The sequence below is a fragment of the Duganella sp. CF402 genome (genome assembly GCF_900109645.1).
GTDB lineage: Bacteria > Pseudomonadota > Gammaproteobacteria > Burkholderiales > Burkholderiaceae_D > Rugamonas.
On record NZ_FOBG01000002.1, the window covers coordinates 63,927 to 89,305 of the forward strand.

At 62.6% G+C, this 25,379-nt stretch carries 28 protein-coding genes and 1 pseudogene; 14 read left to right on the forward strand and 15 right to left on the reverse strand.

The features are described from left to right. Positions 1-122 precede the first annotated feature (122 nt). Positions 123-1,220 (forward strand): PEP-CTERM sorting domain-containing protein, encoded by a 1,098-nt coding sequence (locus BMZ70_RS28910; RefSeq protein ID WP_229205494.1) that lies wholly within the window; start codon positions 123-125, stop codon positions 1,218-1,220. Here the strand turns inward: BMZ70_RS28910 and BMZ70_RS18315 are convergent. Further along, positions 1,217-1,912: a YjjG family noncanonical pyrimidine nucleotidase gene (locus BMZ70_RS18315; RefSeq protein WP_092278076.1), complete on the reverse strand. Its 696-nt coding sequence runs from the start codon at positions 1,910-1,912 to the stop codon at positions 1,217-1,219. The genes BMZ70_RS28910 and BMZ70_RS18315 overlap by 4 nt on opposite strands. 38 nt (positions 1,913-1,950) lie before the next feature. Here BMZ70_RS18315 and BMZ70_RS18320 point away from each other — a divergent pair. Beyond that, positions 1,951-2,305: pseudogene (locus tag BMZ70_RS18320) on the forward strand (OsmC family protein). Here the strand turns inward: BMZ70_RS18320 and BMZ70_RS18325 are convergent. The 8 genes from BMZ70_RS18325 to BMZ70_RS18360 all read right to left on the reverse strand — a co-directional run bounded on the left by BMZ70_RS18325 (position 2,292) and on the right by BMZ70_RS18360 (position 8,910). Beyond that, positions 2,292-2,735 carry a hypothetical protein gene (locus BMZ70_RS18325; protein ID WP_092278078.1) on the reverse strand — a complete coding sequence of 148 codons (444 nt, stop codon included), beginning with the start codon at positions 2,733-2,735 and terminating at the stop codon, positions 2,292-2,294. The pseudogene BMZ70_RS18320 and the gene BMZ70_RS18325 overlap by 14 nt on opposite strands. A 60-nt stretch (positions 2,736-2,795) precedes the next feature. Continuing rightward, positions 2,796-4,913, reverse strand: a complete 2,118-nt coding sequence (locus BMZ70_RS18330; RefSeq protein WP_092278080.1) for a sodium-translocating pyrophosphatase — start codon at positions 4,911-4,913, stop codon at positions 2,796-2,798. Positions 4,914-5,048: 135 nt separating this feature from the next. Continuing rightward, positions 5,049-5,705, reverse strand: a complete 657-nt coding sequence (gene adk, locus BMZ70_RS18335; RefSeq protein ID WP_092278082.1) for an adenylate kinase — start codon at positions 5,703-5,705, stop codon at positions 5,049-5,051. 182 nt (positions 5,706-5,887) lie between these two features. After that, positions 5,888-6,634, reverse strand: coding sequence for a 3-deoxy-manno-octulosonate cytidylyltransferase (kdsB, locus tag BMZ70_RS18340; RefSeq protein ID WP_092278084.1), 747 nt, complete (start codon positions 6,632-6,634; stop codon positions 5,888-5,890). Positions 6,635-6,637: 3 nt separating this feature from the next. Then, positions 6,638-6,814 (reverse strand): Trm112 family protein, encoded by a 177-nt coding sequence (locus BMZ70_RS18345; protein ID WP_081632595.1) that lies wholly within the window; start codon positions 6,812-6,814, stop codon positions 6,638-6,640. Beyond that, complete coding sequence (lpxK, locus tag BMZ70_RS18350; RefSeq protein ID WP_092278086.1) at positions 6,795-7,862, reverse strand: tetraacyldisaccharide 4'-kinase; 1,068 nt, start codon at positions 7,860-7,862, stop codon at positions 6,795-6,797. The genes BMZ70_RS18345 and lpxK overlap by 20 nt, the downstream gene beginning before the upstream one ends. Then, entirely contained in the window at positions 7,849-8,283 is a 435-nt protein-coding gene (locus tag BMZ70_RS18355) for an ExbD/TolR family protein (protein ID WP_092278088.1), read from the reverse strand. The genes lpxK and BMZ70_RS18355 overlap by 14 nt, the downstream gene beginning before the upstream one ends. A 21-nt stretch (positions 8,284-8,304) precedes the next feature. Beyond that, on the reverse strand, positions 8,305-8,910 hold the full coding sequence (locus BMZ70_RS18360; RefSeq protein WP_092278090.1) for a MotA/TolQ/ExbB proton channel family protein: 606 nt from the start codon (positions 8,908-8,910) through the stop codon (positions 8,305-8,307). 1,088 nt (positions 8,911-9,998) lie between these two features. Between BMZ70_RS18360 and xseA the strand changes: the two genes are divergently transcribed. After that, the gene (gene xseA, locus BMZ70_RS18365; RefSeq protein WP_092278092.1) at positions 9,999-11,357 is read left to right on the forward strand and encodes an exodeoxyribonuclease VII large subunit; all 1,359 of its coding nucleotides are present in this window, start codon (positions 9,999-10,001) and stop codon (positions 11,355-11,357) included. Here the strand turns inward: xseA and BMZ70_RS18370 are convergent. Further along, positions 11,354-12,346, reverse strand: a complete 993-nt coding sequence (locus tag BMZ70_RS18370) for a glucokinase (RefSeq protein WP_092278094.1) — start codon at positions 12,344-12,346, stop codon at positions 11,354-11,356. The two genes, xseA and BMZ70_RS18370, sit on opposite strands and share 4 nt — an antisense overlap. Positions 12,347-12,531: 185 nt before the next feature. On the opposite strand from BMZ70_RS18370, the gene BMZ70_RS18375 reads away from it, so the two are divergent. The 4 genes from BMZ70_RS18375 (at position 12,532) to BMZ70_RS18390 (ending at position 16,251) form a co-directional block, all read left to right on the forward strand. Continuing rightward, the gene (locus BMZ70_RS18375) at positions 12,532-13,551 is read left to right on the forward strand and encodes a LacI family DNA-binding transcriptional regulator (protein ID WP_373922521.1); all 1,020 of its coding nucleotides are present in this window, start codon (positions 12,532-12,534) and stop codon (positions 13,549-13,551) included. Between the two features lie 106 nt (positions 13,552-13,657). Further along, positions 13,658-14,236 carry a superoxide dismutase [Fe] gene (gene sodB, locus BMZ70_RS18380; protein ID WP_092278098.1) on the forward strand — a complete coding sequence of 193 codons (579 nt, stop codon included), beginning with the start codon at positions 13,658-13,660 and terminating at the stop codon, positions 14,234-14,236. Between the two features lie 156 nt (positions 14,237-14,392). Further along, a complete protein-coding gene (locus tag BMZ70_RS18385) occupies positions 14,393-15,343 on the forward strand; it encodes an FkbM family methyltransferase (protein ID WP_165403616.1) in 951 nt (316 codons plus the stop codon). 5 nt (positions 15,344-15,348) lie between these two features. After that, positions 15,349-16,251, forward strand: coding sequence for a LysR family transcriptional regulator (locus tag BMZ70_RS18390; RefSeq protein WP_092278102.1), 903 nt, complete (start codon positions 15,349-15,351; stop codon positions 16,249-16,251). Here the strand turns inward: BMZ70_RS18390 and BMZ70_RS18395 are convergent. Continuing rightward, complete coding sequence (locus tag BMZ70_RS18395) at positions 16,244-16,483, reverse strand: hypothetical protein (protein WP_092278104.1); 240 nt, start codon at positions 16,481-16,483, stop codon at positions 16,244-16,246. The genes BMZ70_RS18390 and BMZ70_RS18395 overlap by 8 nt on opposite strands. A gap of 152 nt (positions 16,484-16,635) precedes the next feature. Between BMZ70_RS18395 and BMZ70_RS28390 the strand changes: the two genes are divergently transcribed. From BMZ70_RS28390 to BMZ70_RS18430, 7 genes are read left to right on the forward strand one after another with little or no spacing between them, the layout of a single operon-like run. After that, entirely contained in the window at positions 16,636-16,953 is a 318-nt protein-coding gene (locus BMZ70_RS28390; protein ID WP_092278106.1) for a DUF4148 domain-containing protein, read from the forward strand. A 12-nt stretch (positions 16,954-16,965) separates the two neighbouring features. Further along, entirely contained in the window at positions 16,966-18,396 is a 1,431-nt protein-coding gene (locus BMZ70_RS18405) for an efflux transporter outer membrane subunit (RefSeq protein ID WP_229205495.1), read from the forward strand. Between the two features lie 49 nt (positions 18,397-18,445). Next, positions 18,446-18,943, forward strand: coding sequence for a MarR family winged helix-turn-helix transcriptional regulator (locus BMZ70_RS18410; RefSeq protein ID WP_092278108.1), 498 nt, complete (start codon positions 18,446-18,448; stop codon positions 18,941-18,943). A 10-nt stretch (positions 18,944-18,953) separates the two neighbouring features. Further along, the gene (locus BMZ70_RS18415; RefSeq protein ID WP_092278110.1) at positions 18,954-21,095 is read left to right on the forward strand and encodes an FUSC family protein; all 2,142 of its coding nucleotides are present in this window, start codon (positions 18,954-18,956) and stop codon (positions 21,093-21,095) included. Next, the gene (locus tag BMZ70_RS18420; RefSeq protein WP_229205496.1) at positions 21,073-21,285 is read left to right on the forward strand and encodes a DUF1656 domain-containing protein; all 213 of its coding nucleotides are present in this window, start codon (positions 21,073-21,075) and stop codon (positions 21,283-21,285) included. Before BMZ70_RS18415 ends, BMZ70_RS18420 begins: the two co-directional genes overlap by 23 nt. A 20-nt stretch (positions 21,286-21,305) precedes the next feature. Next, entirely contained in the window at positions 21,306-22,166 is an 861-nt protein-coding gene (locus BMZ70_RS18425) for an efflux RND transporter periplasmic adaptor subunit (protein ID WP_092278112.1), read from the forward strand. Then, entirely contained in the window at positions 22,159-23,058 is a 900-nt protein-coding gene (locus BMZ70_RS18430; RefSeq protein ID WP_092278114.1) for a LysR family transcriptional regulator, read from the forward strand. The genes BMZ70_RS18425 and BMZ70_RS18430 overlap by 8 nt, the downstream gene beginning before the upstream one ends. On the opposite strand, the gene BMZ70_RS18435 is transcribed toward BMZ70_RS18430, so the two are convergent. The 4 genes from BMZ70_RS18435 to BMZ70_RS18450 all read right to left on the reverse strand — a co-directional run bounded on the left by BMZ70_RS18435 (position 23,018) and on the right by BMZ70_RS18450 (position 25,369). Continuing rightward, positions 23,018-23,500, reverse strand: a complete 483-nt coding sequence (locus tag BMZ70_RS18435) for an ester cyclase (RefSeq protein ID WP_229205497.1) — start codon at positions 23,498-23,500, stop codon at positions 23,018-23,020. The two genes, BMZ70_RS18430 and BMZ70_RS18435, sit on opposite strands and share 41 nt — an antisense overlap. Before the next feature lie 102 nt (positions 23,501-23,602). After that, positions 23,603-24,358, reverse strand: coding sequence for an SDR family oxidoreductase (locus tag BMZ70_RS18440; RefSeq protein WP_229205498.1), 756 nt, complete (start codon positions 24,356-24,358; stop codon positions 23,603-23,605). Next, positions 24,358-24,690 carry a hypothetical protein gene (locus tag BMZ70_RS18445; protein ID WP_092278120.1) on the reverse strand — a complete coding sequence of 111 codons (333 nt, stop codon included), beginning with the start codon at positions 24,688-24,690 and terminating at the stop codon, positions 24,358-24,360. The genes BMZ70_RS18440 and BMZ70_RS18445 overlap by 1 nt, the downstream gene beginning before the upstream one ends. A 22-nt stretch (positions 24,691-24,712) precedes the next feature. Continuing rightward, positions 24,713-25,369 carry a thiol:disulfide interchange protein DsbA/DsbL gene (locus BMZ70_RS18450; protein ID WP_092278122.1) on the reverse strand — a complete coding sequence of 219 codons (657 nt, stop codon included), beginning with the start codon at positions 25,367-25,369 and terminating at the stop codon, positions 24,713-24,715. Positions 25,370-25,379 lie beyond the last annotated feature (10 nt).

Consider the following 25,379-nt stretch of genomic DNA (forward strand, 5'->3'; position numbering starts at 1 on the left):
TTTCAGTGGGCGGCGGGCAGCTTGCTATTTGCAATAAATAAATAGTTTTATTTTTATACTGTTTATTTTGCATTCATAATTTATATTACCAATGTACTATCAACACTTCCCACGGAGGATCAATGAAACGTGTTTTACTCAGTATTCTCATCGCCGGTACGGCATTGGCGGCCGGCGCAGCCGCAGCTGCACCGCAGGAATACCGCCTCACTATTCTGGGCCTGGACAGTAATGTCACCGGCGTCAATAACCTGGGCCAGGCGGTCGGCACCTCGCTGGTCAACGGCCAGAATGTCGCCACGGTCTGGACCAATGGGGTGGCCAGCTACCTGCCGTCGATCGGCGGCGGCGCGTCGTATGCAACCGACATCAATAACCTCGGCGTGGTGTCGGGCGCCGCGTTGGGCGCAGACGGCAAATATCATGCGGTGACCTGGAACGGCGGCGTAGCGACCGTGCTAAATGGCACCAACGCCAGCGTGGCCAACGCCATCAACGACTCGGGCGTGGTGGTTGGTTCGGCCACTATCAACGGCAGCTCGTACGCCCAGCAATGGTCAGGCGGCACGGCAACCACGCTGGCAGGCCGCTCCGCGAACGACATCAACAACAGCGGCGCCGTGGTATCGGACAACCTGCTGATCAAGGGCGCGACGCAAACCGACCTGGCGGCGCAATACACCTACTGGGATACCCACAACGGCGCGAACTGGCCTTACCCAACGACGGTTTACGCCATCAATGACCAAGGCGCCGCAGCGGGCACCGTGGTGGCCGACCATAACGGTTTCTCGTCGGTTGCCGTCATCTGGGGACAAAATGGCATCGTCAGCGCCAGACTGTCCTACGACCTGCCGTACCACCAGTTCAACGACATCAACAACGGCGGGCAGGCGGTGGGCTACTCCGTTTATGACGCGCCGATTCCGTTCAACGAAGCAACGCTGTGGAATGGCAGCGCGCTGGTCAACATCAATTCGCTGCTGAGCACCGCCGACCGCTACAACGTTCACCTGTCGACCGGCAACGCCATCAACGACAGCGGCGTGATTGTCGGCCAGACCGCGCTGTTCAATACCGACCCTGAGATGCCGTGGATGGTGCACTACGCCGGCTACATCCTGACCCCGGTGCCGGAGCCAGAGACCTATGCCATGCTGGCCGTCGGCCTGCTGCTGGTTGGCGCTGCCGTGCGCCGTCGTCAGAAAGCGGCTGTTTAAGCCAGCGCTTTCAAAGCAGGAATGAGGTCGTCCAGATGGGCGATCTCGCAGGTCGGCAAGGCTTCCGATTGGTTGGCCTGCCGGCCAGGATTGAACCAGCAGCTTTCAATCCCGAACTGGTTGGCGCCGAGGATGTCCGCATCCAGCCTATCGCCAACAATGATGGTTTCAGGCTTGGCAAATGCGCGCGCCATGCGTGCGGTGTAGTCGAAGAAGCGGCTGTCCGGCTTGGCATAGCCGCAGGCTTCCGAAGTGGCGATGAAGGAGATGTAATGGCCCAGGCCGGAGGCCGCCACCCGGCGATGCTGGATCGCATCCACGCCGTTGGTGATGATGGCCACCTCCCCTACTGCCGCCAGCTGCTCACACAGGCGCAGCGCGCCGTCAATCAGCACCACGGTTTCCGACAGCGATTCAAGATACAGCAGACTGGCCGCATTGGCATCCAGCGCCAGCCCGTGCGCCACGAAGGTCTTGCGGAAACGCTCCACCTTGAGGAAGTCCTTGGTCACGTCGCCCTGCTCAAACGCGCGCCACAGCCCGGTGTTGATGGCCTGGTACTGGGTGAACAACGCGTCCGTCACGTCGTGATGGCCCAGCTGGTTGAGGGTGCGGACAAAGGACAGCTGTTCGGAAGCCTTGAAGTCCAGCAGCGTGTCGTCGAGGTCAAAAAGAAAGAGGCTATGTTTCATAGCTCGACAGTATACTGCATGCCTCACAAGGAGATTTTATGACGGCGCATCATTACAAACTCACGGTGGAATGGACTGGCAACAAGGGCAGCGGCACCTCGGGCCGCGCGCTGGAATCCGGAGGAACTGCTGGTGGCGTCGGCCTCGGCCTGCCACAAGCTGTGGTATCTGCATTTGTGCGCCGATGCCGGCATCGTCGTTACCGCGTATGTGGATGAGGCAGAAGGCACGATGAACGGCGACCGCTTCGAACGCATCGTGCTGCGCCCGCGCGTGAGCGTCACGGCCGGCGACCGCGAACTGGCGCTCAGCCTGCATCACAAAGCCCACCAGGAATGCTACATCGCCAACTCGCTCAACTTCCCGGTCGACTGCGAGCCTAGCATTGAATAACACTGCCTGAACGGCTGCACACCTTGCCGGATGGCGCCACCACCGAGCCGGCGCCGAAGTTGTTGTAGCGCACGCCGTTGGCGCCGTAGCAGCCGGCGGCGTCGCAACTGGTGGTGGGCACCGGCGGCTTGACGAGGGGATCCATCACCGGCAACGGCGGCGCGGTCGGCATGGCCAGCTTGGGCGGCGGCTTGGTTTGCGGCATGCGCTGTATGATTTGCGGCACCGGGCGACGCGGCATCGGCGACTTGGCCGGCGCGGTGCGGCACGGCTCCACCGCCAGCGACTTGCCATCGGCACTGAGCGTACAAACCGGCATTTTGGCGTACTCGTCCGCGTCGACCGCAGCCTGATCAGCCCAGGCGTATTCACACACCAGCATGCCGAACAGGAACACGGCCGTGAAGGCGGCGGATTTGGCGATATTCATGGCGTTCCCTCCCTGCTTACATATTAGCCCGGTACGCGTGGGAGGGAAGCCCTGATTTTATTACTGCACCGTCATCGGCGGCGGTGGCGGCACTTCCGCCGGCGCCACCTTGGCCTGCGGCGGCGCTTCTGCGGACACCGCCAGCCATCCCGCCGCCGGCAGCAGCGGCACCAGCAGCAGCGCCACGATGTTGATGATCTTGATCAGCGGGTTCACCGCCGGGCCGGCCGTATCCTTGTACGGGTCGCCCACGGTGTCGCCCGTTACGGCCGCCTTGTGGGCATCCGAACCCTTCCCGCCGAAGTGGCCGTCCTCGATGTACTTCTTGGCGTTATCCCACGCGCCACCACCGGTGGTCATGGAAATCGCCACGAACAGGCCGGTGACGATGGTGCCCATCAGCATGCCGCCCAGCGCGGCCGAACCCAGCAGCATACCGACCAGGATCGGCACCACCACCGGCAGCAGCGACGGGATAATCATTTCCTTGATCGCCGAGGCGGTCAGCATGTCGACCGCCTTGTCGTACTCCGGCTTGCCGGTGCCGTCCATGATGCCCTTGATATCGCGGAACTGGCGGCGCACTTCCACCACCACCGCGCCGGCCGCGCGGCCCACCGCCTCCATCGCCATCGCGCCGAACAGATAAGGGATCAGGCCGCCGATAATCAGGCCGACGATCACCATCGGATTGGACAGGTCGAACGACACGCTGCGCCCGGCCGACTCCAGCGCGTGGGTGTAATCGGCAAACAGCACCAGCGCGGCCAGCCCGGCCGAGCCGATCGCATAGCCCTTGGTGACCGCCTTGGTGGTGTTGCCCACCGCGTCCAGCGGATCGGTAATCGCGCGCACCGAGTCCGGCATGCCCGACATTTCAGCGATGCCGCCGGCGTTGTCGGTGATCGGGCCGTAGGCGTCCAGCGCCACCACGATGCCGGCCATCGACAGCATCGAGGTGGCCGCAATCGCCACGCCGTACAGCTGGCCCAGCTGGTAGGACACCAGGATCGCCGCGCACACGGCCAGTACCGGCCAGGCGGTGGATTTCATCGACACGCCGAGGCCGGCGATGATGTTGGTGCCGTGGCCGGTGGTCGAGGCTTCGGCGATGTGCCTGACCGGATGGAAATCCGTGCCGGTGTAGTACTCGGTGATATAGACCATCAGCCCGGTCAACACGATGCCGACCACGGTGCAGCCGATCATCTTGTAGCGCATGGCGTCGTCCGGCCACAGCTGCCAGGTCACCGCCACAAAACCGATCAGCGACAGGCCTGCCGCCCACCACAGGCCGGTGTACAGCGCCGACATGATCTTCTTGCCCGGCTTGGCCTTGACCATCGAGCAGCCGATAATCGACGCGATGATCGACACCGCACCGAGCAACAGCGGATACACCACCGCCGCGCTACCGGAAGCACTGAGCAGCAGCGCCCCCAGCAGCATGGTGGCGATCAGCGTCACCACATAAGTCTCAAACAGATCGGCCGCCATGCCGGCGCAGTCGCCGACGTTGTCGCCGACGTTATCGGCGATCACCGCCGGATTGCGCGGGTCGTCTTCCGGAATGCCGGCCTCCACCTTGCCGACCAGGTCCGCGCCGACGTCCGCGCCCTTGGTGAAGATGCCGCCGCCCAGCCGCGCAAAAATCGAAATCAGCGAGGCGCCAAACGCCAGCCCGATCAGCGGTTCAATCGTCTTGTGCAGATTGGTGCCCGGCGCCACGCCAGCCACCAGGTACATATAGAACAGCACCACGCCCAGCAGGCCCAGCCCGACCACCAGCATGCCGGTGATGGCGCCGCCCTTGAACGCGACATCCAGCGCTTCGTTCATCCCCTTGGATGCGGCCTGCGCCGTGCGCACATTGGCGCGCACCGAAACGTTCATGCCGATGAAGCCGCATGCCCCCGACAGCACCGCGCCGATCAGGAAGCCGATGCCGGTGCTGACATCAAGGAAAGCGGCAATGAGGATGAGCAGCACCACCCCGACAATGCCGATGGTGCGATATTGGCGCGCCAGGTAGGCGGCGGCGCCTTGTTGAATCGCTAGCGCGATTTCCTGCATGCGCGGATTGCCCGCGTCTTGTCGCAGAATCCAGCTCCGCGACCAAAGTCCATAAACCACGGCAATGATGCCGCACGCAACTGCCAACCATAAGCTGCCTGCCATAGTGTCCCCTTATTTTTGTTGATCAAGCTTGTACAACCACACTGCAAGTGCGAACTGCAAAACTTCAAAACTTCAAAAAATTGGGATGGCGCTGGCGAAAAAAAAGCGGACCATCGGTCCGCTCTACTTTAACCCTTATTTCGATAGCGCGGCAAACGCGCTGTCGCGAATTTGCTCGACCGGGCCGACGCCCTCGATGCGGCGGTACTTGGGCGCGCCCGGCTCACCGGTCTGTGCCCAGGTATTGTAGTAGCCCAGCAGCACTTCGGTTTGGTTATGGTAGACGTCCAGACGCTTCTTCACGACTTCAGCTTTGTCGTCGTCGCGCTGCACCAGCGGTTCGCCGGTGACGTCGTCCTTGCCTTCTTCCTTCGGCGGGTTGAACTTGACGTGGTAGACGCGGCCCGAGGCCGGGTGGCAGCGGCGGCCGTCCATGCGCTCGATGATCGATTCGTCCGGTACGGCGATTTCCAGCACGTAGTCCACGGCCACGCCGCTGTCCTTCATGGCGTCCGCCTGGGCGATGGTGCGTGGGAAGCCGTCGAACAGGTAGCCGTTGGCGCAGTCCGGCTGGGCCAGACGGTCCTTGACCAGACCGATGATGATGTCATCCGAAACCAAACCACCCGCATCCATGACCTTTTTCGCGGCCATACCCAGTTCCGTGCCGGCCTTGATGGCGGCGCGCAGCATATCACCAGTGGAAATTTGCGGGATGTTGTATTTTTCTTTGATGAAATTAGCCTGAGTGCCCTTGCCGGCACCTGGTGCTCCTAACAGAATGAGACGCATGAAGTTTCCTAAAACAGATTTGGGATATGGTTAGTTAGTGTCAGATCGTACGAAACTTACCACAAAACTTAGTCTTTACGCCAATTTCTGCTTGATATTCCGTATGAATATCGCACAGTTACAGACGTTATAACAGCAGTTGCTGACTTGTGGCTGACGCTTTTTAAACTGGATTAATACCGTTAATAGTGTTTGCGCACGCGTTCCAGGTCTTCCGGCGTGTCGACGCCGGCGGCCGGGGCCGAGTCAGTCACATGCACGGCGATCGGATAGCCGTGCCACAGTACCCGCAACTGCTCCAGCGCTTCGATCGATTCCAGCGGCGACACTGCGAGCGCCGGGTAGGCCTGCAGGAAGTCGTTGCGATAGGCGTACAGCCCGATGTGACGGAGCGGTACATAGCCGGCAGGCAGGCTGTCTTTGGACTGCGCAAAGGCGTCGCGGTTCCACGGTATGGTCGCGCGCGAGAAATACAGGGCACGGCCGGCCTTGTCCAACACCACTTTCACCACGTTCGGGTTGAAGGCGTCGGCGGCGTCGTGCAGCGGGTGGGCGCAGGTCGACATCGGCACGTCGGCGCCGATGCGGGACGCAGCCGCTTGCAGCAGCGCCGGGTCGATCAGCGGTTCGTCGCCCTGCAGGTTGACGATGACGGCGTCCAGCGGCAGGTTCAGCGTGTGCGCCACTTCGGCGATGCGGTCGGTGCCGGACGGGTGATCGGCGCGGGTCATGCACACTTCCACGCCGTGCTGTTCGCAGGCGGCGCGGATGTCTTCGTGATCGGTGGCGACGATGATGCGCGCGGCGCCCGACAGCTGGGCGCGTTCGGCGACGCGCACCACCATCGGCTTGCCGCCGAGGTCGGCCAGCGGTTTGTTCGGCAGCCGGGTCGAGGCCAGGCGGGCCGGGATGATGACGATGAAACTCACTATTCAGTCCGCCTTGTCCTGCAGGGTGCGCGCTTCATCGGCCCACATGATGGGGATGCCATCGCGGATAGGATAGGCCAGGCGATCGCCTTTGCAAATCATCTCCTGCGCCTTTTTATCGTACTCCAGCGGGCCTTTGCAGACCGGGCATACCAGGATATCAAGCAATCGAGCGTCCACGACATTTCTCCACAATTTGGTCGGCCAGCGCGCGGTCGATGCGCGCTGTTACCGGGACGACCCACAGGCGTGGATCGTCGCTGAGTTCTTCAATTTGCGCACATTTTACTGCATCCTTCTCGGTCATCAAGATAAGGTCGGCGTCGAGGGCGGCAAATGGGCGGTCCTGGAAGTCGTGATGATCGGGTAGAGGCAGTTCGGTGATGCGCAGTCCGGCCGCTTTCAGCATGCCGAAGAAGCGCGCAGGATTGCCGATACCGGCGGCGGCGGCGATGCGCAGCGGGCCGGCACCGGCAGCCTGCTGCTGCACCAGCTCGGCGAGGCTGCGGCGCTGGCTGCGGTCGCGCAGTTGTTCGGCGACGTCGCCGGCCAGCGTCATCTGCAGCGGCGACGCCGCGCCCACCGCCGCCGCCAGTCCGGCGCTCAGCTGAGGCGCGTTGATCACGGTGAAATCACGCCGGCGCGACACCGGCTCGCGCAGCGGCCCGGCCGGCAGCAGCCAGCCGTTGCCCGCCCCGCGCCCATCGAACAGGATGATTTCCACATCGCGTTGCAGCTTGTAGTGCTGCAGGCCGTCGTCGGTCAACAGGATATCCACATCCGGATGCGCGACCAGCAAGGCGCGGCCGGTCGCGGCGCGATCCCGCCCCACCATCACCGGCGCCCCAGTGCGCTGCTTGATGAGCAGCGGCTCGTCGCCGACCTGCGCCGGCGTCGAGGCGGCGGTCACTTCGCGCGCGCCCTCTTCCGCGCTGCCAAACCCACGCGAAATCACCCCCGGCCGCATGCCCGCCTCTTGCAAAGCCTGCACCAGCCAGATCGTCAACGGCGTCTTGCCCGTGCCGCCGATGTAGATATTCCCCACCACCACCACCGGCACCGGCAACCGCGACGATTTCAGCACGCCCGCGCGGAACAAGGCCAGGCGCACGCCGCTCAGCACGCGGAACACCAGGGAAAGCGGCCACAACGCACAAGCCAGCGGTCCGCGCCGCAGCCAGTTACGCGTCAGTGTGGATTCCAGCGCCGACGAATTATTTGCCGCCACCGGTTTGCGCCGCAAAGGTAAGTTTCTCGTAGCCGGCAAGACGCGCGGCTTCCATCACATTGATCACCATCTGGTGCATGGCGAACTGGTCGGCATTGACGATCACCACCGGCGACTTGCCGGCCTCGCCGCCCTTGCCCGCCGCCTCGCGCAACGCCTGCGCAAAGCCGCCCACGTCGCGGAACGACACCGGTTCGCCGTTGATGGTGTAGTTGCCCTTGGCATCCACCGTCACGTTCAACTCAAACGGCTTCTCGGTGGCCTTCTGCGCATCGGCGGTCGGCAGCGTGATCTGCAGCTCGGTGAACTTGCTGTAGGTGGTGCTGACCATCAGGAAGATCAGGATCACCAGCAGCACGTCGATGAACGGGATCAGGTTGATCTCCGGATCCTCGCGGCGCTGGCCTTTGCGGAAATTCATGGCGCGTCCTTGTTTCTCGCGTTACTTGCGCTTGCTGTGGACGATATCGACAAACTTCACCGCCTGCTGCTCCATGTCGATGATGAAGCTATCGACCAGCGCGCGGAAGTGGCGGTAGAACACCAGGGTCGGCATCGCGATCGCCAGGCCGAAGCCGGTGTTGTACAGCGCCACCGAAATACCGTGCGCCAGCGCCGCAGGATTGGAGCCGGCCGCGTTCTGCGAACCGAAAATCTCAATCATGCCGACTACCGTGCCGAACAGGCCCATCAGCGGAGCCAGGGTGGCAATGGTGCCCAGCGTGGTCAGGAAGCGTTCCAGCGTGTGCGCCACGCCGCTGCCCGCTTCTTCAATCGACTCCTTCATCACCTCGCGCGGCGCGTCGACGTTGCGCAGCGCAGCCGACAGCACGATGCCCAGCGGCGAGGATTTTTCCAGCTTGTCGATGATGTCGGGCGTGATGTGGTTGCTGCGGTAGACCTGCACCACCTCGTCCAGCAGCTTTTTCGGGATGATCTTGCTGCGGCGCAGATACATCAGGCGTTCGATAATCAAGGCGGTTGCGACGATGGACGCAATCAACAACAGCCAGATAGGCCAACCAGCAGCTTGGAATATGGCGAGCAAAACGAACTCCTGAATATTAACAACCGAATGGCGCAATGTATCTTGTTGGGCCGCAGTCGGCAAGTGTCTGGCGGAGTTCTCAACATTTTCTGTGGACAATAATGTGAGCAAAGCCAGACCTTCATCGCTAAACTATTGATCTGTAAGGGAATACTTGTACCGCTCAAAAATCGCGCAGCTGAATGGGAACTTATCTCAGTTATGCCCAATTTCTGTGGACAAGATTGTGCGCAAGGCGGCCAACTCATCCTAAGCAAATGATTTAAAAGGATATTTTTTCCGTGCGCAAAAAACTGGCAGCTTTTGCGTAGCCAAACTACGCTGTGCACTTCTGCACACTTCGTGTGGATAAGATTGTTAGCAAGCACTTCCACAACATGAAATACCGTTGATTTATAAGGGATTTTTTGCCTTGAGTAAAAACATGGCAAGCGAGAGGTTTTGGCGCTTTTTCAGGGCGAAAAGCAGCTTATCCACCGGCGTGCGCCGGAACGCGACTGATCGCTTTCTACTATCGCCTCCAACTGTGCAGTTCTGCACATTTTGTGTGGATAAGATTGTTAGCAAGGCCCAGCTCGATTATTCAAGTCATTGATTTGTAATATATTTATTGCCATGCGCAAAAATAAAGCAGGCGATTTCAAGAGCAGCCAGGGGGACTTGCCGTTGTCCAAAACAGCGGCCGGTGATATTCACCAGCCAGTACCATTCGGGGGCAAGTCCCGAGTTTTGCACAAATTCTGTGGATAAAAGTGTGCGAAACAGTGCACAGCAGCACTTAAGTCATTGATTTGTCACAATATAATTTCCGTGCGTAAATTTTAAGCATGACAAAAACAACAACAAGAAAAAGGCTATCGCTCACTAAAGTTTCACACATCTTTTGTGGATAACTTTGTGCGTAACCGTGGCCGGGACGAGCAAAGTACTTGATCCGTAAGGGTTTTTCTTCAGTGCACGCAAATACGGCACAAATGTTTACCCTTTAAAATCATGGACCTACCTATAATACCTAGTGCAAACACTACGCTGTGACCGCAGTGTGACCAAACCCACATAGTGTGGATAGTTTCATTTTTTGAAATCCTATGAACTTCGACGAACACATTGACCCCGCCCCGGCCGCCGCGCCGGCCATCACCGTCAGCGCGCTGAACCAGGCCGTCTCGCGGCTGCTGGAGCGCAGTTTTCCACTGACGTGGATTTCGGGTGAAGTGTCCAACTTCACGCGGGCGGCGTCGGGGCATTGGTACTTCACGCTCAAGGACGATGGCGCGCAAGTGCGGGCGGTGATGTTCCGGGGCCGCGCGCAATACGCCAACTTCGTGCCGCGCGAGGGCGACAAGGTCGAAGTGCGGGCGCTGGTCACGCTGTACGGGCCGCGTGGGGATTACCAGATCAATGTGGAAGCGATACGCCGCGCCGGTGTCGGCTCGCTGTTCGAGGCCTTCCAGCGCTTGAAAGAGAAGCTCGATGCGGCCGGCCTGTTCCATCCGGAGCGCAAGCGCGCGCTACCGATGTTCCCGCGCACGGTGGGCATCGTCACCAGCCCGCAGGCGGCGGCGCTGCGCGACGTGCTGACCGCGCTCAAGCGGCGCGCGCCGCATGTGCAGGTGGTGCTCTACCCTACTCCGGTCCAGGGCCAGCTGGCCGGCGAGAAAATCGCCGCCGCCATCGATGCCGCCTCGCTGCGCAATGAGTGCGATGTGCTGATCGTGTGCCGGGGCGGCGGCAGCATCGAGGATTTGTGGTCCTTCAATGAAGAAGATGTGGCGTATGCCGTAGCCAATTGCCGCATGCCGGTAATTTCGGGCGTAGGCCACGAGACCGACTTCACGATCTGCGATTTCGCCGCCGACCTGCGCGCGGCGACGCCGACGGCAGCAGCGGAATTGGCCGTTACGCCGCGTGCCGACTGGATCGGTTCGCTGAAGGCGGATGTGGTCGACCTGCGCCGCGCCATGCGTCGCAAGCTTAACGATAGCGAACAAGCGCTGGACGGCTACTCGCGCCGCTTGCTGAACCCGAGCGCGCAGATCGATCAGCAGCGTCACAAGCTGCGCGCGATGGCGGCTGCCATGACGCACGCCAACCGCGCGCCGTTGACGCAGGCGCGCCATCAGCTGGATCGCTTGAGCGGTCGGCTCGGCGCGCGCAAGCCGGAAGTGAGCGGCGCGCGTTCGGTGCTGGCGAGTCTGCAGCACCGGGCCGCGATCAGCGTCAGCACGCAACTGAGCCAGCGCCGCGACGCACTGGCCGCCCTCGCCTCGCAACTGGAGTTATTGAATCCGCAGCGCACGCTGGAGCGCGGCTATGCCATCGTGACGGATGAAGCGGGCGCGGTCATGCGCGCGCCGTCGCAACTCAAGCCGCGCAGCAGCGTCACCGTACGCCTGGCCGAAGGCAGCGCCCGCATCGGCATCGACAGCGTCGACAGCGTCGATTAAGCGGCGGAGAGCATGGCGGACATGCCGGTCAGCACCGGGTTCTGCTCGGTGATAACGTAGGTAGGGATGTGGGCCAGGTAATCGGAGAAACGCCCCTTCTGCTCGAAGCGCGCGCGGAAGCCTGAACGTTCGAAGAACTCGCTCATCTTCAGCACAGTGCGGCCGCCGATGTAGATGCCGCCTTTCGCGCCCAGCGTCAGCGCGACGTTGCCGGCCACGGTGCCCAGCATTTCGCAGAACGCCAGCAAGGTCTCTTCACACACCGGGTCATGACGATGCACACCGCGCTCCATGATCTCGGCCGTCGTCAAATTCTGCGGCTCAACGCGCGCCCGCTCGCACAGGGCGCGGTACACCAGCGCCATGCCGATGCCCGACACCAGCCGCTCGCTCGACACGTGCTCGTGATAACGCCGCGCATAGCGCAGGATATCGATCTCACGCTCATTCATGGGCGCGAAGGTAGCATGGCCGCCCTCGCTGTCGATGGCGATCCAGCGGTCGCCGGCCGGCACCAGCGCCGACACGCCCAGCCCCGCATCCGCCCCCACCAGCCCGATGGTCGCGCCGGTACGAACAATGCCGCCGCCGATCTGGTGCTTGTGCTCCGGCGCCAGGTAGGGCAAGGCGCTGGCCAGCGCGGTGAAGTCGTTCACCACCACCAGCGATTTCAAACTGAATTGCGAACACACCGCCTCGATCGAGAACGACCAGTGATGGTTGGTCATGGTCACCCAGTCGCCGTCGATTGGGTTGGCGATGGCGATGCCGGCAAAGCGCGCCTGATAGCCGCCCGCCGCCACCGTCGCCGCCTGCGACAAATACGCCACCAGCGCCGCCCCCAGGGTCGGATAAGCCTGGCATTCGGTGACCCACACCGCCTCGATCTGATTGGGCGCCGTCTCCAGCCCGAAGCTGGCACTGGTGCCGCCGATGTCGGCCAGAATCCGCGGGCCGTGCGCGAGGTGCGAAAAAGCGTCGCGTTTCATGTCTCTTTCCGATCTGTCTTGTCGTTCTTGCTGGCGCTTGTATTATATGACATACAATGTCATGAAAACGTTTTCAAACGCGTGTTTATTAAATACCGGCAGCGCCAGAAAGTCAATGCGCCTGGAGTTTTATGGTAACCTTCGGACGAAAAGGTTTTCATAACTACACTGATAAAGGAAATACTTTGGCAGACAGTTCCCGTTCCACCGGCCCATCGACCCTGATGGATGTTGCACGCCAGGCGGGAGTCTCCCCCAGTACGGTTTCCCGCATCCTGAACGGCACCGCCCGCGTTTCCGACGACAAGCGCCAGGCCGTGCTGAAAGCCATCGAGCAGATGAACTTCGCGCCCAACCAGATGGCGCAGGGCCTGAAAAAAGGCCGCTCGATGACCATCGGCATCGTGGTGCAGGATATTTCCTCGCCCTTCTTCGACGAAACCCTGCGCGGCGTGGACGACGGCCTGAAAGGCACCGGCTTCGCCTCGGTCATCGTCAGCGGCCACTGGAACGCCGACGAGGAAGCCGACCGCATCCGCCTGCTGCTGGCGCGCAAGGTCGACGGCATCATCCTGCTGTCGGGCCGCATGGCCGACGAGACGGTACTGAATTTCTCGACCCAGCGACCGATCGTCTCCACCGGCCGCGCACTGCAAACCCGCACCGCGCTCGGCTTCAAGATGGACAATGAATACGGCGCCTATCTCGCCGTGCACCACCTGATCGAGCTGGGCCACCGCCACATCGCCTTCATTTCCGGCCCGGCCAACAACAGCGACGCCGACGAGCGCCTGGCCGGCTACAAGCGCGCGCTACAGGAGGCCAGCCTGCCGGTGGACGAGAACTTGATCGTCGAGGGTAACTATCACGAGGCCAGCGGCATGCTGGCCATGAACCGCCTGTTCGACACCCACCAGCAGTTCACCGCCGTGTTCGCCGCCAATGACCTGAGCGCCTACGGTGCGCGGCTGGCCTTGTACCGCAAGGGCATCCGGGTGCCGGACGATATCTCGCTGGTCGGCTTCGATGACCTGCCCGGCTCGTCGTACACCACGCCGCCGCTGACCACCATCCGCCAGCCGCTGTACGACATCGGCCGCATCGCCACCCAGGCGCTGCTGCGCATCATCAACGGCGAGGAAGCGCGCGGCGAGGTGCCGCCGCTGGAGCTGATCGTGCGCGAGACCACGCGCCGCGCCCGGTAACTTCGGCTAACCCACACAAAACGCCGGACTTTTCAGCGATCGCCGCCCATCCGCTTTACAATGGTGGGCGTTTCGACATTTTTAACACCTACACAAAGGAAGAACAATGGAACATACCCTGCCAGCCCTGCCATACGCCATCGACGCCCTGGCGCCGCACATCTCGCAAGAAACGCTGGAATACCACTACGGTAAGCACCACCAGACCTACGTCACCAACCTGAACAACCTGATCAAGGGCACCGAATTCGAAGCCCTGTCGCTGGAAGAAATCATCAAGAAATCGTCGGGCGGCATCTTCAACAACTCGGCCCAGATCTGGAACCACACCTTCTTCTGGAACAGCCTGACCCCGAACGGCAAAGGCGCACCAAGCGGCGCGCTGGCCGACGCCATCAACGCCAAGTGGGGCTCGTTCGACAAGTTCAAGGAAGAGTTCACCAAGTCGGCCGTCGGCAACTTCGGTTCGAGCTGGACCTGGCTGGTGAAAAAGGCTGACGGTTCGCTGGACATCGTCAACACCTCGAACGCCGCCACCCCGCTGACCACCGATGCCAAAGCGCTGATCACCATCGACCTGTGGGAACACGCTTACTACATCGACTACCGCAACGCCCGTCCTAAGTTCATCGAGACCTTCTTCAAGCTCGCCAACTGGGACTTCGCTGCCGCCAACTTCGCCTGAGCGAAGCCGGCAGCTTAAACGCACCGTCAAGACCGCCGAAGGCCCGGCCCCTGCATCGCGCAGGGGCCGGGCTTTTTCATTCCAGCTTACCTGTCGTTATAAATCGTGTATTATGCAATTTGCAACGCTTTTCTAACCATGAGGAGTAGGGTGGCAATGGAAACACGGGAAACAGCGGTACACATCGGCGGCACCGTTTGCAGCATGAGCTCGGACGACGACTACCTCAGCCACATCGGTAACAATTTTGAACCACATATGGTGGCCTTGTTCACCTGTCTCGCCGGGAATAAGCGGGTGGTGCTGGACATCGGCGCCAACATCGGCTGCACCGCGATCCTGTTCAGCAGCCTGTACGAACAAGTGCACGCGTTTGAGCCCTCGCCTTCCACCTTCCGCTATCTGCAGGCCAACGTGGCGCGCAATGCCGGGCCGAATGTGACGGTGCATAACTTCGGGATCGGCGCAGAAGCCGGCAGCAGCACCATCACCTTTGCCGCCAACAACCGTTCCGGCGCGTTCGTGTCGAACCACGAAAAAGCCAATGCCGATCATCTGAGCGAACACATCGAAATCCGCACCCTTGACGACACGGTCGATGCGCTGGGCCTGACCACGCTGGACTTTATCAAGATCGATGTCGAAGGCTTCGAGGGCCATGTGCTGCGCGGCGGCCAAGCGACGCTGGCGCGCTTCCGGCCGCTATTGGTGCTTGAGCTGAACCACTGGTGCCTTAACGCGTTCCAGCGTACCTCGGTGCCCGAGTTCTTCGATCAGCTGCGCGCGACCTTCCCTTTACTGTATGCGGTGGACGGCAACGGCTATCTCAACCTCCATTCGCTGGATGAGAGCTACGCCGTCATGTACCACCATATCCTGCACCTGCGCTTTTCCAACATCGTCTGCGCTTATGATGAAGTCCAGCTCGCCGGCTTTTTCGCCCAGTACCGGCACGGCATGGGAGGGCAGCCTGACGCGCCTGAACACACAGACGACACCAGACCAGCCGCAGCGCCAGCGCCAGACGTGCCGCCGCCCATCCTTGTCCATCGCAGCCTGATGGGCCGGGCGCTCCGGCGTGTTCACGCCTTAATGGGGCGCGGCTAGGAAGCATGGATCGTTTCAATGCCATGCGCGTTTTCACCCGCATCGTCGAGTTGGGAAGTTTCAGCAAGGCGGCGGAGGATATGCAGATCCCGGCCGCCACGGCCACCTACACCATCAAGCAGCTGGAAGCGCATCTCGGCGTGCGCCTGCTGCAGCGGACCACGCGCCACGTCAGCACCACGCTGGATGGACAGGCCTACTACGAACGCTGCGTGCGCATCCTCGCCGATGTGGCGGAGACCGAGGCCGGCTTCGGCAACAGCGGCGCCGCCCCGCGCGGCAAGCTGCGCGTGGATTTACAAGGCACGCTCTCGCGCCATTACGTGCTGCCACGCCTGAAGGAATTCTTCACGCGCTATCCCGGCATCGAACTGGAAATCGGCATGGGCGACCGCCTGGTCGATCTGGTGCGCGACGGCGTCGATTGCGTGCTGCGCGTCGGTGAGCTGCGCGACTCCAGCATGGTGGCGCGCCGCGTCGCCAGCCTTCAGCAGGTAACCTGCGCCAGCGCCGCGTATTTCGGGCAGCACGGCATCCCGCTCACGCTGGACGACCTGCACATGCAAGGCCATCAGGCGGTGAACTTCTTCTCTTCCGCCACCGGCAAGCTGTTTCCCTTCGACTTTCTGGTCGACGGCGCCGTGCGCAGCATCCACCTGCCGGGCAGCGTGTCGGTCGGCAGCGCTGAAGCCTACGCGGCCTGCTGCGCCAACGACCTCGGGCTGGTACAGATGCCGCGCTACCACGTCGAACAAGAACTGCGCAGCGGCGCCTTCATCGAAGTGCTGGCGCAATGGCGTCCGCAGCCGATGCCGGTGTCGGTGCTGTACCCGCATCAGCGCCAGTTGTCGCCGCGTGTGCGCGTATTTGTCGACTGGCTGGCCGACGTGATGAGCGCCGCTAGTTAGAAGTCCGCGCCCAGTCGCGGCGCTCCTCGCGCTGCGGCTTCAACGGCACATCGCTTTCGCCGGTGCCCTCGGCGTCGGTATCGCTATCGAGCTCGCTGTCGGGCCCACCCACCAGATCGCTGCCGCTGTCGGAGGTGTCGCTCGGCCCCAGCGTGCGCTTGTCGTGGCCACTGCCCAACTTGCGGTCCGTGCCGGCCGGGATATTGTCCGGATCCAAAGTGCTGTCGGCCATAACTACCTCCTTATCAAAAAAACCATTCAATCACCGTATCGTCCGCCCGTCGGTGTGCTATCGCACAAAAGGCTATCGTGCTCATAGGAATTTTTTACTTTACAAATGTAATGTTCATCTATATAGTTAAACCATCAACCAAGGAGAACAACATGAGCACGACTACCAAACAACTGCTGACCGCCGCCGCTACCGTCGCTTTCGCGATTGCCGCCACCGCCACCACCGTGACCAACGCCTTCGCGCAAACCACGGCCACCACCCCGGCCGCTGCCACTGCAGCCGCCACCAGCACCGCCGCCCAGAACACCGTGGCCAACAGCGCGCTGGCATCGGTCAAGGTGCAAGCAGTCGGCAAGACCCGCGCCGAAGTGCAGGCGGAAGTCATCGAAGCCCGCAAGAACGGCACCCTGCTGGAAACCGAAGCCGATTTCGACGTCGCCCAGACCCGCAAGCACATCGTCAAGTAAGCAGCAGCACCCGTGAAAAAGCGCGCGTCCGCCACCGTCGTCATCGCCACGGTCTTGCTGGCCGCTTGCGCGGACATGGGCAAGGTCCAGCCGCAAGCCGTGCAGCTGAAGTCCACCGAGCTCCATCCCGGCAAGGCGCTCAGCGCCGCCAGCGCCAACGTGGCGTGGCCGGACGAGCACTGGTGGGAAGCCTTGCACGACGCGCAGCTGAACCAGCTGGTGAACACCGCGCTGAGTGACAATCCCTCGCTGCGCGCGACGCTGGCCCGCGTGCGCCAGGCCGAAGCCCTGGCCGGCGTGGCGAAAGCCGCCACGCTGCCGCGCGTGGATGCCTCGGCCAGCGCCGACCGCGAGTTGTACTCGGCGCACAGCACGATCCCCGCACCGCTCGCCGGGAACTACGCGTGGAAGAACACGGCCACGCTATCCGGTTCCTACGATCTGGATCTGTGGGGTCGCAACCGCGATGCGCTGGCCGCCGCGCTGGATGAGGTGCACATGGCAGCCGCCGAATCGCAGATGGCGCGCCTGACACTGGAGACTTCCATCGTCCGCAGCTACATCCAGCTGTCGCTGGCCTACGCGCTGCAGGACAGCGTGGCGGACAACCTGGCGCAGCGCCAGCGCATCCTCGAGATCACTCGCCGCCGCAAGGCGGCCGGGCTGGCGAGCGACATCGAGGTGACGAGCATTGAAACAACGCTGCCGGCCGGACGGCGCGAGCATGAGCAATATGGCGAGACCATAGCCCTGCTGCGCAACCAGCTGGCGGCCCTGATCGGCAAGGGACCGGGCGACGGCGATACGATCGCCCGGCCAATGCTGGCCTTACAGGCAGGCGCGCATGATGCAGTGCCGGCCAGCCTGCCGGCGGAACTGGTAGGACGCCGCCCCGACATCGTGGCGCAACGCTGGCGCGTGGAAGCGGCCGGCGCGCGCATAGAAGGCGCGAAGAAGGACTTTTACCCGAACCTCAATCTGGCGGCGTTCGTGGGTATGCAGTCGCTGGGCTTCGGCCACTTTCTGGAAGCCGGCTCGCAAATGCGCGGCATCACGCCGGCCATCAGCCTTCCGGTGTTTGAAGGCGGCCGCCTGCGCAGCCAGTTGAGCAACCAGACCGCGATCTACGATGGTGCGGTCGAACAGTACAACGCTACCGTGATACAAGCCATGTCGGACGTGGCCAACGCGGTGGTAAAAATGGCATCGGTCCGGCAGCAGGATCAATTGGCGCAGCGCGCGCTGGAGTCGGCGAAGCGCCAGCAGCAACTGGCGGAACGCGCCTACCAGGCCGGCCTGACCGACACGCTGAACGTGATCAACGCGCAGCTGACCTTATTGAACGAACAGCAGCAGATGGCGCAAGTGGCGAGCAAACAACTGGATAACTTCGCCTTGTTGATGTCTGCGCTGGGTGGGGGCATAAAACTGGATTCACATTGATACTTAGATAGTACAATCAATCCTTTCCAAGAATATTAGAGGAGTGGCAATGAGTAGTTTTGAAGCGACTAAAAAACGCCTTAAAAATATCCATGCCCGAATACCGGAGTTCCCAGAGGACGCTATGCGCCTGGTGCGCATGACCTATCACATCCAGAAACGGATGAAGGATTTGAGTAACGCCGCCCTGCGCAAGCATGACCTGGTCGACGCCAGCTACATGGTGCTGGCGGTGCTGTACGGATCGGACAATGAGACCTCGACCGCCTCCACGCTGGGCGAGGCCTGCATGGAAAAGCCGGCCAACCTGACGCGCGTGTGCAATGACCTGGAATCGCAGGGCCTGATCACGCGCGGCAACCGTCCCGGCGACCGCCGCTGCGTGATGATTTCGCTGACCGACGCCGGCCGCGCGCTGGCCGAGAAGGTACTGCCTGAAGTCTGGGGCAAGACCACGCGGGCCTATGACGGCTACAGCGCGGAAGAAGTAAAACTGTTGGAATCGCTGCTGAAACGGCAGCTCGATAATTTAGAATCTATTAGCTAGCCCTCATCACATGAATGCCTCTCCCGCCGCCCAGCCCTCCCAGGAACACAGCGCGGCGCGGAGAGTCTTCCACTGGCTGCACGCACAAACCGCCGATTGGCTGCGCACCGAAGGCGAACGCTGGATCTTCGTCGCCAAGGCCATGCTGGCCTCCTTTTCCGCTTTGTGGCTGGCCTTCCGCCTCGGCCTCGATGCGCCCTACACCGCGCTTGCCACCACTATCATTCTCGCCATGCCGAGCAGCGGCATGGTGCTGGAAAAAGCTTTCTACCGTTTTCTCGGCACGCTGGTCGGCTGCTCGGCCGCGCTGGCGCTGGTGGCCTTGGTCCCGCAGATGCCGACGGTGCTGTTCCTTGGCCTGGCGCTGTGGGTGGCATTGTGCACCGGCGGCGCTGCCATGCACCGCAACCAGCAGTCGTACAGCTTTGTGCTGGCCGGGTACACGGCGGTGATGATCGCGGTGCCGGCGGTCGATGCGCCGGACCATGTGTTCACGCTGGCCGTCACGCGCGTGACCGAGGTGGGGCTGGGCATCATCTGTTCGGCGGTGGTGCATGATGTGATTTTCCCGCGCCGCCATTCGCGCGCGGTGATGCGCACGGTGCAGGCGCGCTATGCAGGCTTTATTGATTTTTGCGGCAAGGTGCTGGAGCAGCGCATCACGCCTGCGGATGCGGAGTTGAATCACCTGAAGTTTGCAGCCGATATCGCCGCACTGGAGTCGGGCCGCGCCGCTGCTTTCTTTGAAGCGGGCCATTCGCGCTCGCACACGCGCCAGCTGCATGCATTCAATGCGGCCTTCATGACGGCGTTGACGACGTTCTACACGCTGCATCGCCTGAGCCACCGCCTGCGCACGGCAGGCACGGAGCGCGTGCTGGCGCTGGTGGCGCCGCTGGAGGCGCACATGGCGGCCGCGCTGCGCGACGAGCTGACCGCCGCGCGGCTGGCACAGATGCGCAATGCGCTGGCCGACGATATCGCTGCGGCACGTACTACGCTGGCGGACGGTCCGGCGCTCGATCGCGCGCAGCAAATCGATTTCGACACGGCGGTGGAACTGCTGCAACGCTTCGCCGGCGACCTCGCCGATTTCGCCGTGCTGTATCACGGCCTGACGCAGCAAAAGCGCCAGCAAGTCAGCGATCCGGGCGCCTACTCGCCAAAGACCCCGCCCGCCATCATCGTCGCCAGCGGTGTGCGCGCCGGCGCCACGCTGCTCATCACGGCCGCCATGTGGTACTGGCTGGCTTGGCCAGCCACCATCAACGCCATCCTGATGGCGACGATTTTCTGCGCGCTGGCCTCCTCCTCGCCACGCCCGACGGTGCTGGTCTCGCAGGTCCTGATGGGCTTCCTGATCGCCCTGCCGCTGGCCTTCATCACCGAATTCCTGATGGTGGCCAAGGCCGACAACTTCACCCCGCTGGTGCTGGCCGCGCTGCCGCTGTTCGCGTTCGGCGCTTATTTGAGCAGCGGTCCGCGCTGGGGCGGCGTCGGCATCGGCCTTGGCATGTTCTCGGCCACGCTGGTGGTGCCGACCAACTTGATGCGTTACGACGTTGAATCCTTCATCAGCAGCGAACTGTCGTTGACGATGGGCGTGGTGGTGGCCTACCTGATGTTCAAGGTGGTGCTGCCCGAGCACACGATGGGCCATCGCGGCCACGTGGCGGCGGCGCTGTGGCGCGAAGCGCAGCAAGCCTGCACCGCTCGCCTGCACCGCCTCAAACGCCGCTTCGACAACCGCGTGCGCGACCTGCTCAGCCAACTGAACGCCGCCGCCGGCCCGGCGCCGAACGCCGAAACGCGTGCCGTGGTGCGCCAGGGCCTGACCTTGCTGGAACTAGGCCACGCCGTGATCGAGCTGCGCCAGTTGATCGCCGCCTCGCACGCCGGCGCCGCGCGCGACAGCCTGCAAGCGGTACTGCAACTGCTGGCCGACTACCTGCACACACCGTCGCGCGCCAGCGGCGAGCGCGCGCTGCAAGCCATCCTGAATGCCGGGACGGCGGTGCGCGCCGCCCTGCCCGACGCCCACCCAGAACGACGCGCGCGCCTGCAAACCGCGCTGACCGATCTGCATTCCATTTACACGTCCTTGCTGGACCAGCTTTCAGGAGAACCGCATGTTCCAACACCTGCCGCGTGAAGTTGATTTTTTTGGTGTGATGCTGCCCGGCGTGCTGCCGGTATTCCTGGCTGCCATCGTGCTGCAGCTCGTGCTGGACGCAGGCCTGAGCTACATCGGTGCGTATCGCCGCAGCTGGCACCCGGCACTGGTGCGGCTGTCCATGTTCGTCTGCATTTTCAGCGCCCTGCTGGTCACCCTGTATAAATAATTTAACCTCCTATGAGTTCTATGAGCGCCTCTAAAATTTTCCGATTTTGCCTGACCATGCTGTTGCTGGCGGCGGCCCTTTGGATGGGCCGCTCCGCGTGGGATCACTACATGGAATCAGCCTGGACCCGCGATGGCCGCGTCAAAGCCGACGTGGTCACCATCAGCGCCGACGTCGCCGGCACCGTGACCGAAGTGCTGGTGCGCGACAACCAGCTGGTGCAGAAAGGCGATGTGCTGTTCGTGGTCGACAAGGCGCGCTACCAGAACGCGGTGGCGCAAGCGCAAGCCATGCTGGCCTCGCAGCAGGTGGAAAAAGGCCGCCGCACGCAGGAAGCCAAACGCCGCGCGGGGCTGGATAGCTCAATCGTATCGGCCGAAAGCAAGGAGACGGCGGAAGCGGCAGTCGGCACCGCGTCGGCACAGTATCAGGCCGCACTGTCGGCGCGCAACCTCGCGGAACTGAACCTGGAGCGCACCGTGGTGCGCGCACCGGTCACAGGCTACGTCACCAACCTGAATGTGCACGCGGGCGATTTCGCCGCCGTCGGTTCGGCCAAGCTGGCGCTGATCAACAGCGAATCGTTCTACGTGGTGGGCTACTTCGAAGAGACCAAGCTGCCGCTGCTAAAGGTGAACGATAAGGTGGAGGTGCACATGATGAGCGGCGACGCGCAGCTGCAGGGCCACATCGAGAGCATCGCGCGCGGCATCACCGACCGCGACGCCAATCTGGGCCGCGAACTGCTGGCCGACGTCAACCCGACCTTCAACTGGGTGCGCCTGGCCCAGCGCGTGCCGGTGCGCATCCACATCGACGACAAGCCGAAGAACCTCGACCTGGTGGCCGGCACTACCTGCACGGTGGTCATTCATGGATAGCCATTTGATCCGGCTGTTCCTCGACGCCGCGCAGCTGGGCAGCTTTTCGGCGGCGGGCCGCAAGCACGGCCTGTCGCCGGCTGCCGCCAGCGCCAGCATGCAGCGGCTGGAAGCGTCGTTGCGGGTCAAGCTGTTCGAGCGCAGCACACGCCAGCTTGCGCTGACCGAAGAAGGCCGCGTATATCGCCACTTCAGCGAACAGGCGATGGCGTTGATGGCGGAAGCGGAAGCCAGCCTGCAAGCCGGCACCGGCGCCGTGCGCGGCGTGGTGAAGATCTCCGCACCGTCTGACCTCGGCCGCAACGTGCTGCTGCCGATGCTGGACCAATTCCGCGCGCACCATCCGGAGGTGCAGTACGCGCTCACGCTCACCGACAATACCGCCAACATGGTGCAGGACGATATCGACCTCGCGCTGCGCTACGGCCAGCTGGCCGACAGCGAGATGGTGGCGCGCGCGCTGGCGCCGAGCCGGCGCGTCGTGTGCGCGGCGCCGTCGCTGATCGCGCGTGACGGCGGCCCGGCCACGCCGGAAGCGCTGGCCAACCTGCCGACGCTGGTGCTGGTCACCGCGCTGGGACCGATGCAGGAATGGCGCTACCGCAGCAACGACGCCGACGACGAGCGCCTGTCGGTCCGAGTACGCCGCACGCAGCAAAGCAATGACGGTGAAGTGATTCGCAAGTGGGCCATCGCAGGCCAGGGCTATGCCTACAAATCCATCCTCGATATTTCGGACGACTTACGCTGCGGGCGGCTAGTGACGGTGCTGGACGAGTACTTCACCGACAGCGCGCCGCTGCACCTGCTGTACCACCGCAACCGCTACCAGCCGCCGCGCATCGCCCAGCTTATTGGCTTTTTACAGGAGCGCTTTGCGGACCTGACATAAGCCCCATCTGCTGCAGCAGAGTGAGGTTGTCTTCGAGATGCCAGTTCTCGGCGATGCGGCCGCCCACCACGTGATACAGGTCGAAGGCCTGGAAGTCGATCGCCTGTCCCGCGCCTTGCGCGTCGCCGAAGCGGCCGGTGAAGTGGCCGGTGAAATGCAGCCGCACCGAGACATGGTCGCCGTGCGGCACGATATGCGTGGCCTCGGCGCGCAGGTTGGGCACCGCAGCACGGAACGCGCGCGACGCTTGCAGCGGACCGTTGACGCCCTGCTCGCGGCCCGCAGGCAGCGTGCGGTCGATGAAATCGGCAGCCAGTGCTTTCTGTGCCAGTGCGGGATCGCCGCTATTCCAGAAGGCGGCGTAGGTGCGGGCGACGTCGACTACCGGATCGGCGTGAACGGCACCGGCGGCGAACAGGGTGGCGAGGAGTAGTGCTTTCATGGTGGCTTCCTTTCGTTGAGTGAATGGAAACCATTGTCGGCGCAGCGCGCGCATCGGAGAATACGGCCAGCGCTTGAAGCACCTTCAATCAAAAATGGAAGATCAGCGGGCGCCGCCAGCGTCGATAATGGCGCCACTGACGTAGGAGGATTGTTCGCCCAGCAGCCACAAAATCGTTTCGGCGATTTCTTCCGGCTGGCCGCCGCGTCCCAGCGGCACGGTGGACGCCAGCTTGTTGACGCGGTCCGCGTCGCCGCCGCTGGCGTGGATGTCGGTGTAGATGATCCCCGGCCGCACGCAGTTTACGCGGATGCCTTCCGGGCCGACTTCCCTGGACAGGCCCAAGGTCAGCACATCGACCGCGCCCTTGGACGCCGCATAGTCGACATACACATTGCCGCCGCCGTGGCGCGACGCGCCCGACGACACGTTGACGATGCCGCCGCCCTGCCCGCCGCGCGCGGTGGACATGCGCTTGACCGCCTCGCGGCTGCACAGGAAATAGCTGAGGATATTGGTGTTGATGACGCGCTGCAGGCGCTCGGCCGACATATCGGCCAGCTTGCCCTGCTGTTCCAGCACGCCGACGTTGTTGACCAGCGCCGTCAGCGGCCCCAGTTGTTCGTCGATGGCGGAAAACAAACGCAGCACATCAGCCTCGACGCCGACGTCGGCCTGCACGGCGATGGCCTCGCCGCCTTCGGCCACGATCTGCGCGCGCAAGCGCTCGGCCGCAGCGGCGTTGCTATGGTAGTTGATGCAGACCGCGTAACCACGCCGGCTGGCCAGCAGCGCGGTCGCGGCGCCGATGCCACGGCTGCTGCCGGTGACCAGCAAGACCTGCTTAAGCTGCATCATTACTTGGCCGGGCTGAGGTTAGTCAGCGCGTACGTCAGGTGCTGCCACCAATGTTCGCGAGACTGCACTGTGCGCAGGCATTTTTTATCCAGCTCGGTCTTGAACACCGGATCCATGCACTGCTTGGTGATCAGCGCGTTGCGCTGGTTCTCGGCATTGACCAGCGCCACGCTCAGCCAGAAGATCAGGCCGAGGAACACAATCGCCAGGCTCCACGCCACGTGATTGATGTAAGCCCACTCAAACAAGGTCTCCAGCGCAGGCGAAGATTCCTTGTAAATCTTCATGACCTGGCCTTCGACCTCTTCACGCTCATTGCGAGGAAATTTCATCGCCCTACCCGTCCTTCCTTGATTACTTCTTGCCGGCGCGTTCCTGCAGCGACTTCGCTACCAGGCTGTCGACCACTTCGAACATGACTTTGTGCGCGGCGTCGGCCGAGGTCAGGCCGTGGCCCGCCACTGCCGGCGAGGTGGTGTAGCGACCGTCGATCACCAGGGCCGGCACACTATCCAGTTTATACTGAGTTGCCACCTGCTGCCCGCGTTTCAGCTTGGTCTGTACGCCGAAGGAATTGAAGGCTTCCAGGTACTTGGCCTTGTCCACGCCGTTCTTCACCAGGAAGTCCAGCAGCGCGGCGTCGGTGTTCAGGCGGTTGCGCTCGACGTGGATGGCGTAGAACAGTTTTTCATGCAGGTTGGTGATGTTCATGGCTTCCAGCGTGTAGAACGCCTTGGCCTGGGCGTCGTCGCCCATGTGCATGCGCTTGAAGACGACCTTGTCGCTGTTCTTTTTCACCCAGGCTGCCAGGATAGGATCCAGCGCGTTGCAGTGCGGGCAGTGGTACATGAAGAATTCCAGCACTTCGACCTTCTTGCCGGTGTCCGGACGGGCGCCGTTGACGGTGTTGTAGTCCAGGCCATCCTTGAAGTCGGCGGCGGAGGCGCCGGCAGCGGCGGCCATGAAGGCGACGGTGGCAAGCAGTGGGCGCAGCAAGTTCAGGAGACGCATAACAATCCTT

Coding starts and splice junctions, on each gene's coding strand:
- BMZ70_RS28390 (WP_092278106.1), top strand. CDS start 16,636: ATGAGCACGACTACCAAACAACTGCTGACCGCCGCCGCTACCGTCGCT.
- BMZ70_RS18315 (WP_092278076.1), bottom strand. CDS start 1,912: ATGAAACATAGCCTCTTTCTTTTTGACCTCGACGACACGCTGCTGGAC.
- BMZ70_RS18395 (WP_092278104.1), bottom strand. CDS start 16,483: ATGGCCGACAGCACTTTGGATCCGGACAATATCCCGGCCGGCACGGAC.
- BMZ70_RS18370 (WP_092278094.1), bottom strand. CDS start 12,346: ATGAAACGCGACGCTTTTTCGCACCTCGCGCACGGCCCGCGGATTCTG.
- BMZ70_RS18450 (WP_092278122.1), bottom strand. CDS start 25,369: ATGCGTCTCCTGAACTTGCTGCGCCCACTGCTTGCCACCGTCGCCTTC.
- BMZ70_RS18420 (WP_229205496.1), top strand. CDS start 21,073: ATGTTCCAACACCTGCCGCGTGAAGTTGATTTTTTTGGTGTGATGCTG.
- BMZ70_RS18325 (WP_092278078.1), bottom strand. CDS start 2,735: ATGAATATCGCCAAATCCGCCGCCTTCACGGCCGTGTTCCTGTTCGGC.
- BMZ70_RS18415 (WP_092278110.1), top strand. CDS start 18,954: ATGAATGCCTCTCCCGCCGCCCAGCCCTCCCAGGAACACAGCGCGGCG.
- BMZ70_RS28910 (WP_229205494.1), top strand. CDS start 123: ATGAAACGTGTTTTACTCAGTATTCTCATCGCCGGTACGGCATTGGCG.
- BMZ70_RS18435 (WP_229205497.1), bottom strand. CDS start 23,500: ATGAAAGCACTACTCCTCGCCACCCTGTTCGCCGCCGGTGCCGTTCAC.
- adk (WP_092278082.1), bottom strand. CDS start 5,705: ATGCGTCTCATTCTGTTAGGAGCACCAGGTGCCGGCAAGGGCACTCAG.
- BMZ70_RS18355 (WP_092278088.1), bottom strand. CDS start 8,283: ATGAATTTCCGCAAAGGCCAGCGCCGCGAGGATCCGGAGATCAACCTG.
- BMZ70_RS18430 (WP_092278114.1), top strand. CDS start 22,159: ATGGATAGCCATTTGATCCGGCTGTTCCTCGACGCCGCGCAGCTGGGC.
- BMZ70_RS18425 (WP_092278112.1), top strand. CDS start 21,306: ATGAGCGCCTCTAAAATTTTCCGATTTTGCCTGACCATGCTGTTGCTG.
- xseA (WP_092278092.1), top strand. CDS start 9,999: ATGAACTTCGACGAACACATTGACCCCGCCCCGGCCGCCGCGCCGGCC.
- BMZ70_RS18440 (WP_229205498.1), bottom strand. CDS start 24,358: ATGATGCAGCTTAAGCAGGTCTTGCTGGTCACCGGCAGCAGCCGTGGC.
- BMZ70_RS18330 (WP_092278080.1), bottom strand. CDS start 4,913: ATGGCAGGCAGCTTATGGTTGGCAGTTGCGTGCGGCATCATTGCCGTG.
- BMZ70_RS18390 (WP_092278102.1), top strand. CDS start 15,349: ATGGATCGTTTCAATGCCATGCGCGTTTTCACCCGCATCGTCGAGTTG.
- sodB (WP_092278098.1), top strand. CDS start 13,658: ATGGAACATACCCTGCCAGCCCTGCCATACGCCATCGACGCCCTGGCG.
- BMZ70_RS18445 (WP_092278120.1), bottom strand. CDS start 24,690: ATGAAATTTCCTCGCAATGAGCGTGAAGAGGTCGAAGGCCAGGTCATG.
- BMZ70_RS18385 (WP_165403616.1), top strand. CDS start 14,393: ATGGAAACACGGGAAACAGCGGTACACATCGGCGGCACCGTTTGCAGC.
- BMZ70_RS18410 (WP_092278108.1), top strand. CDS start 18,446: ATGAGTAGTTTTGAAGCGACTAAAAAACGCCTTAAAAATATCCATGCC.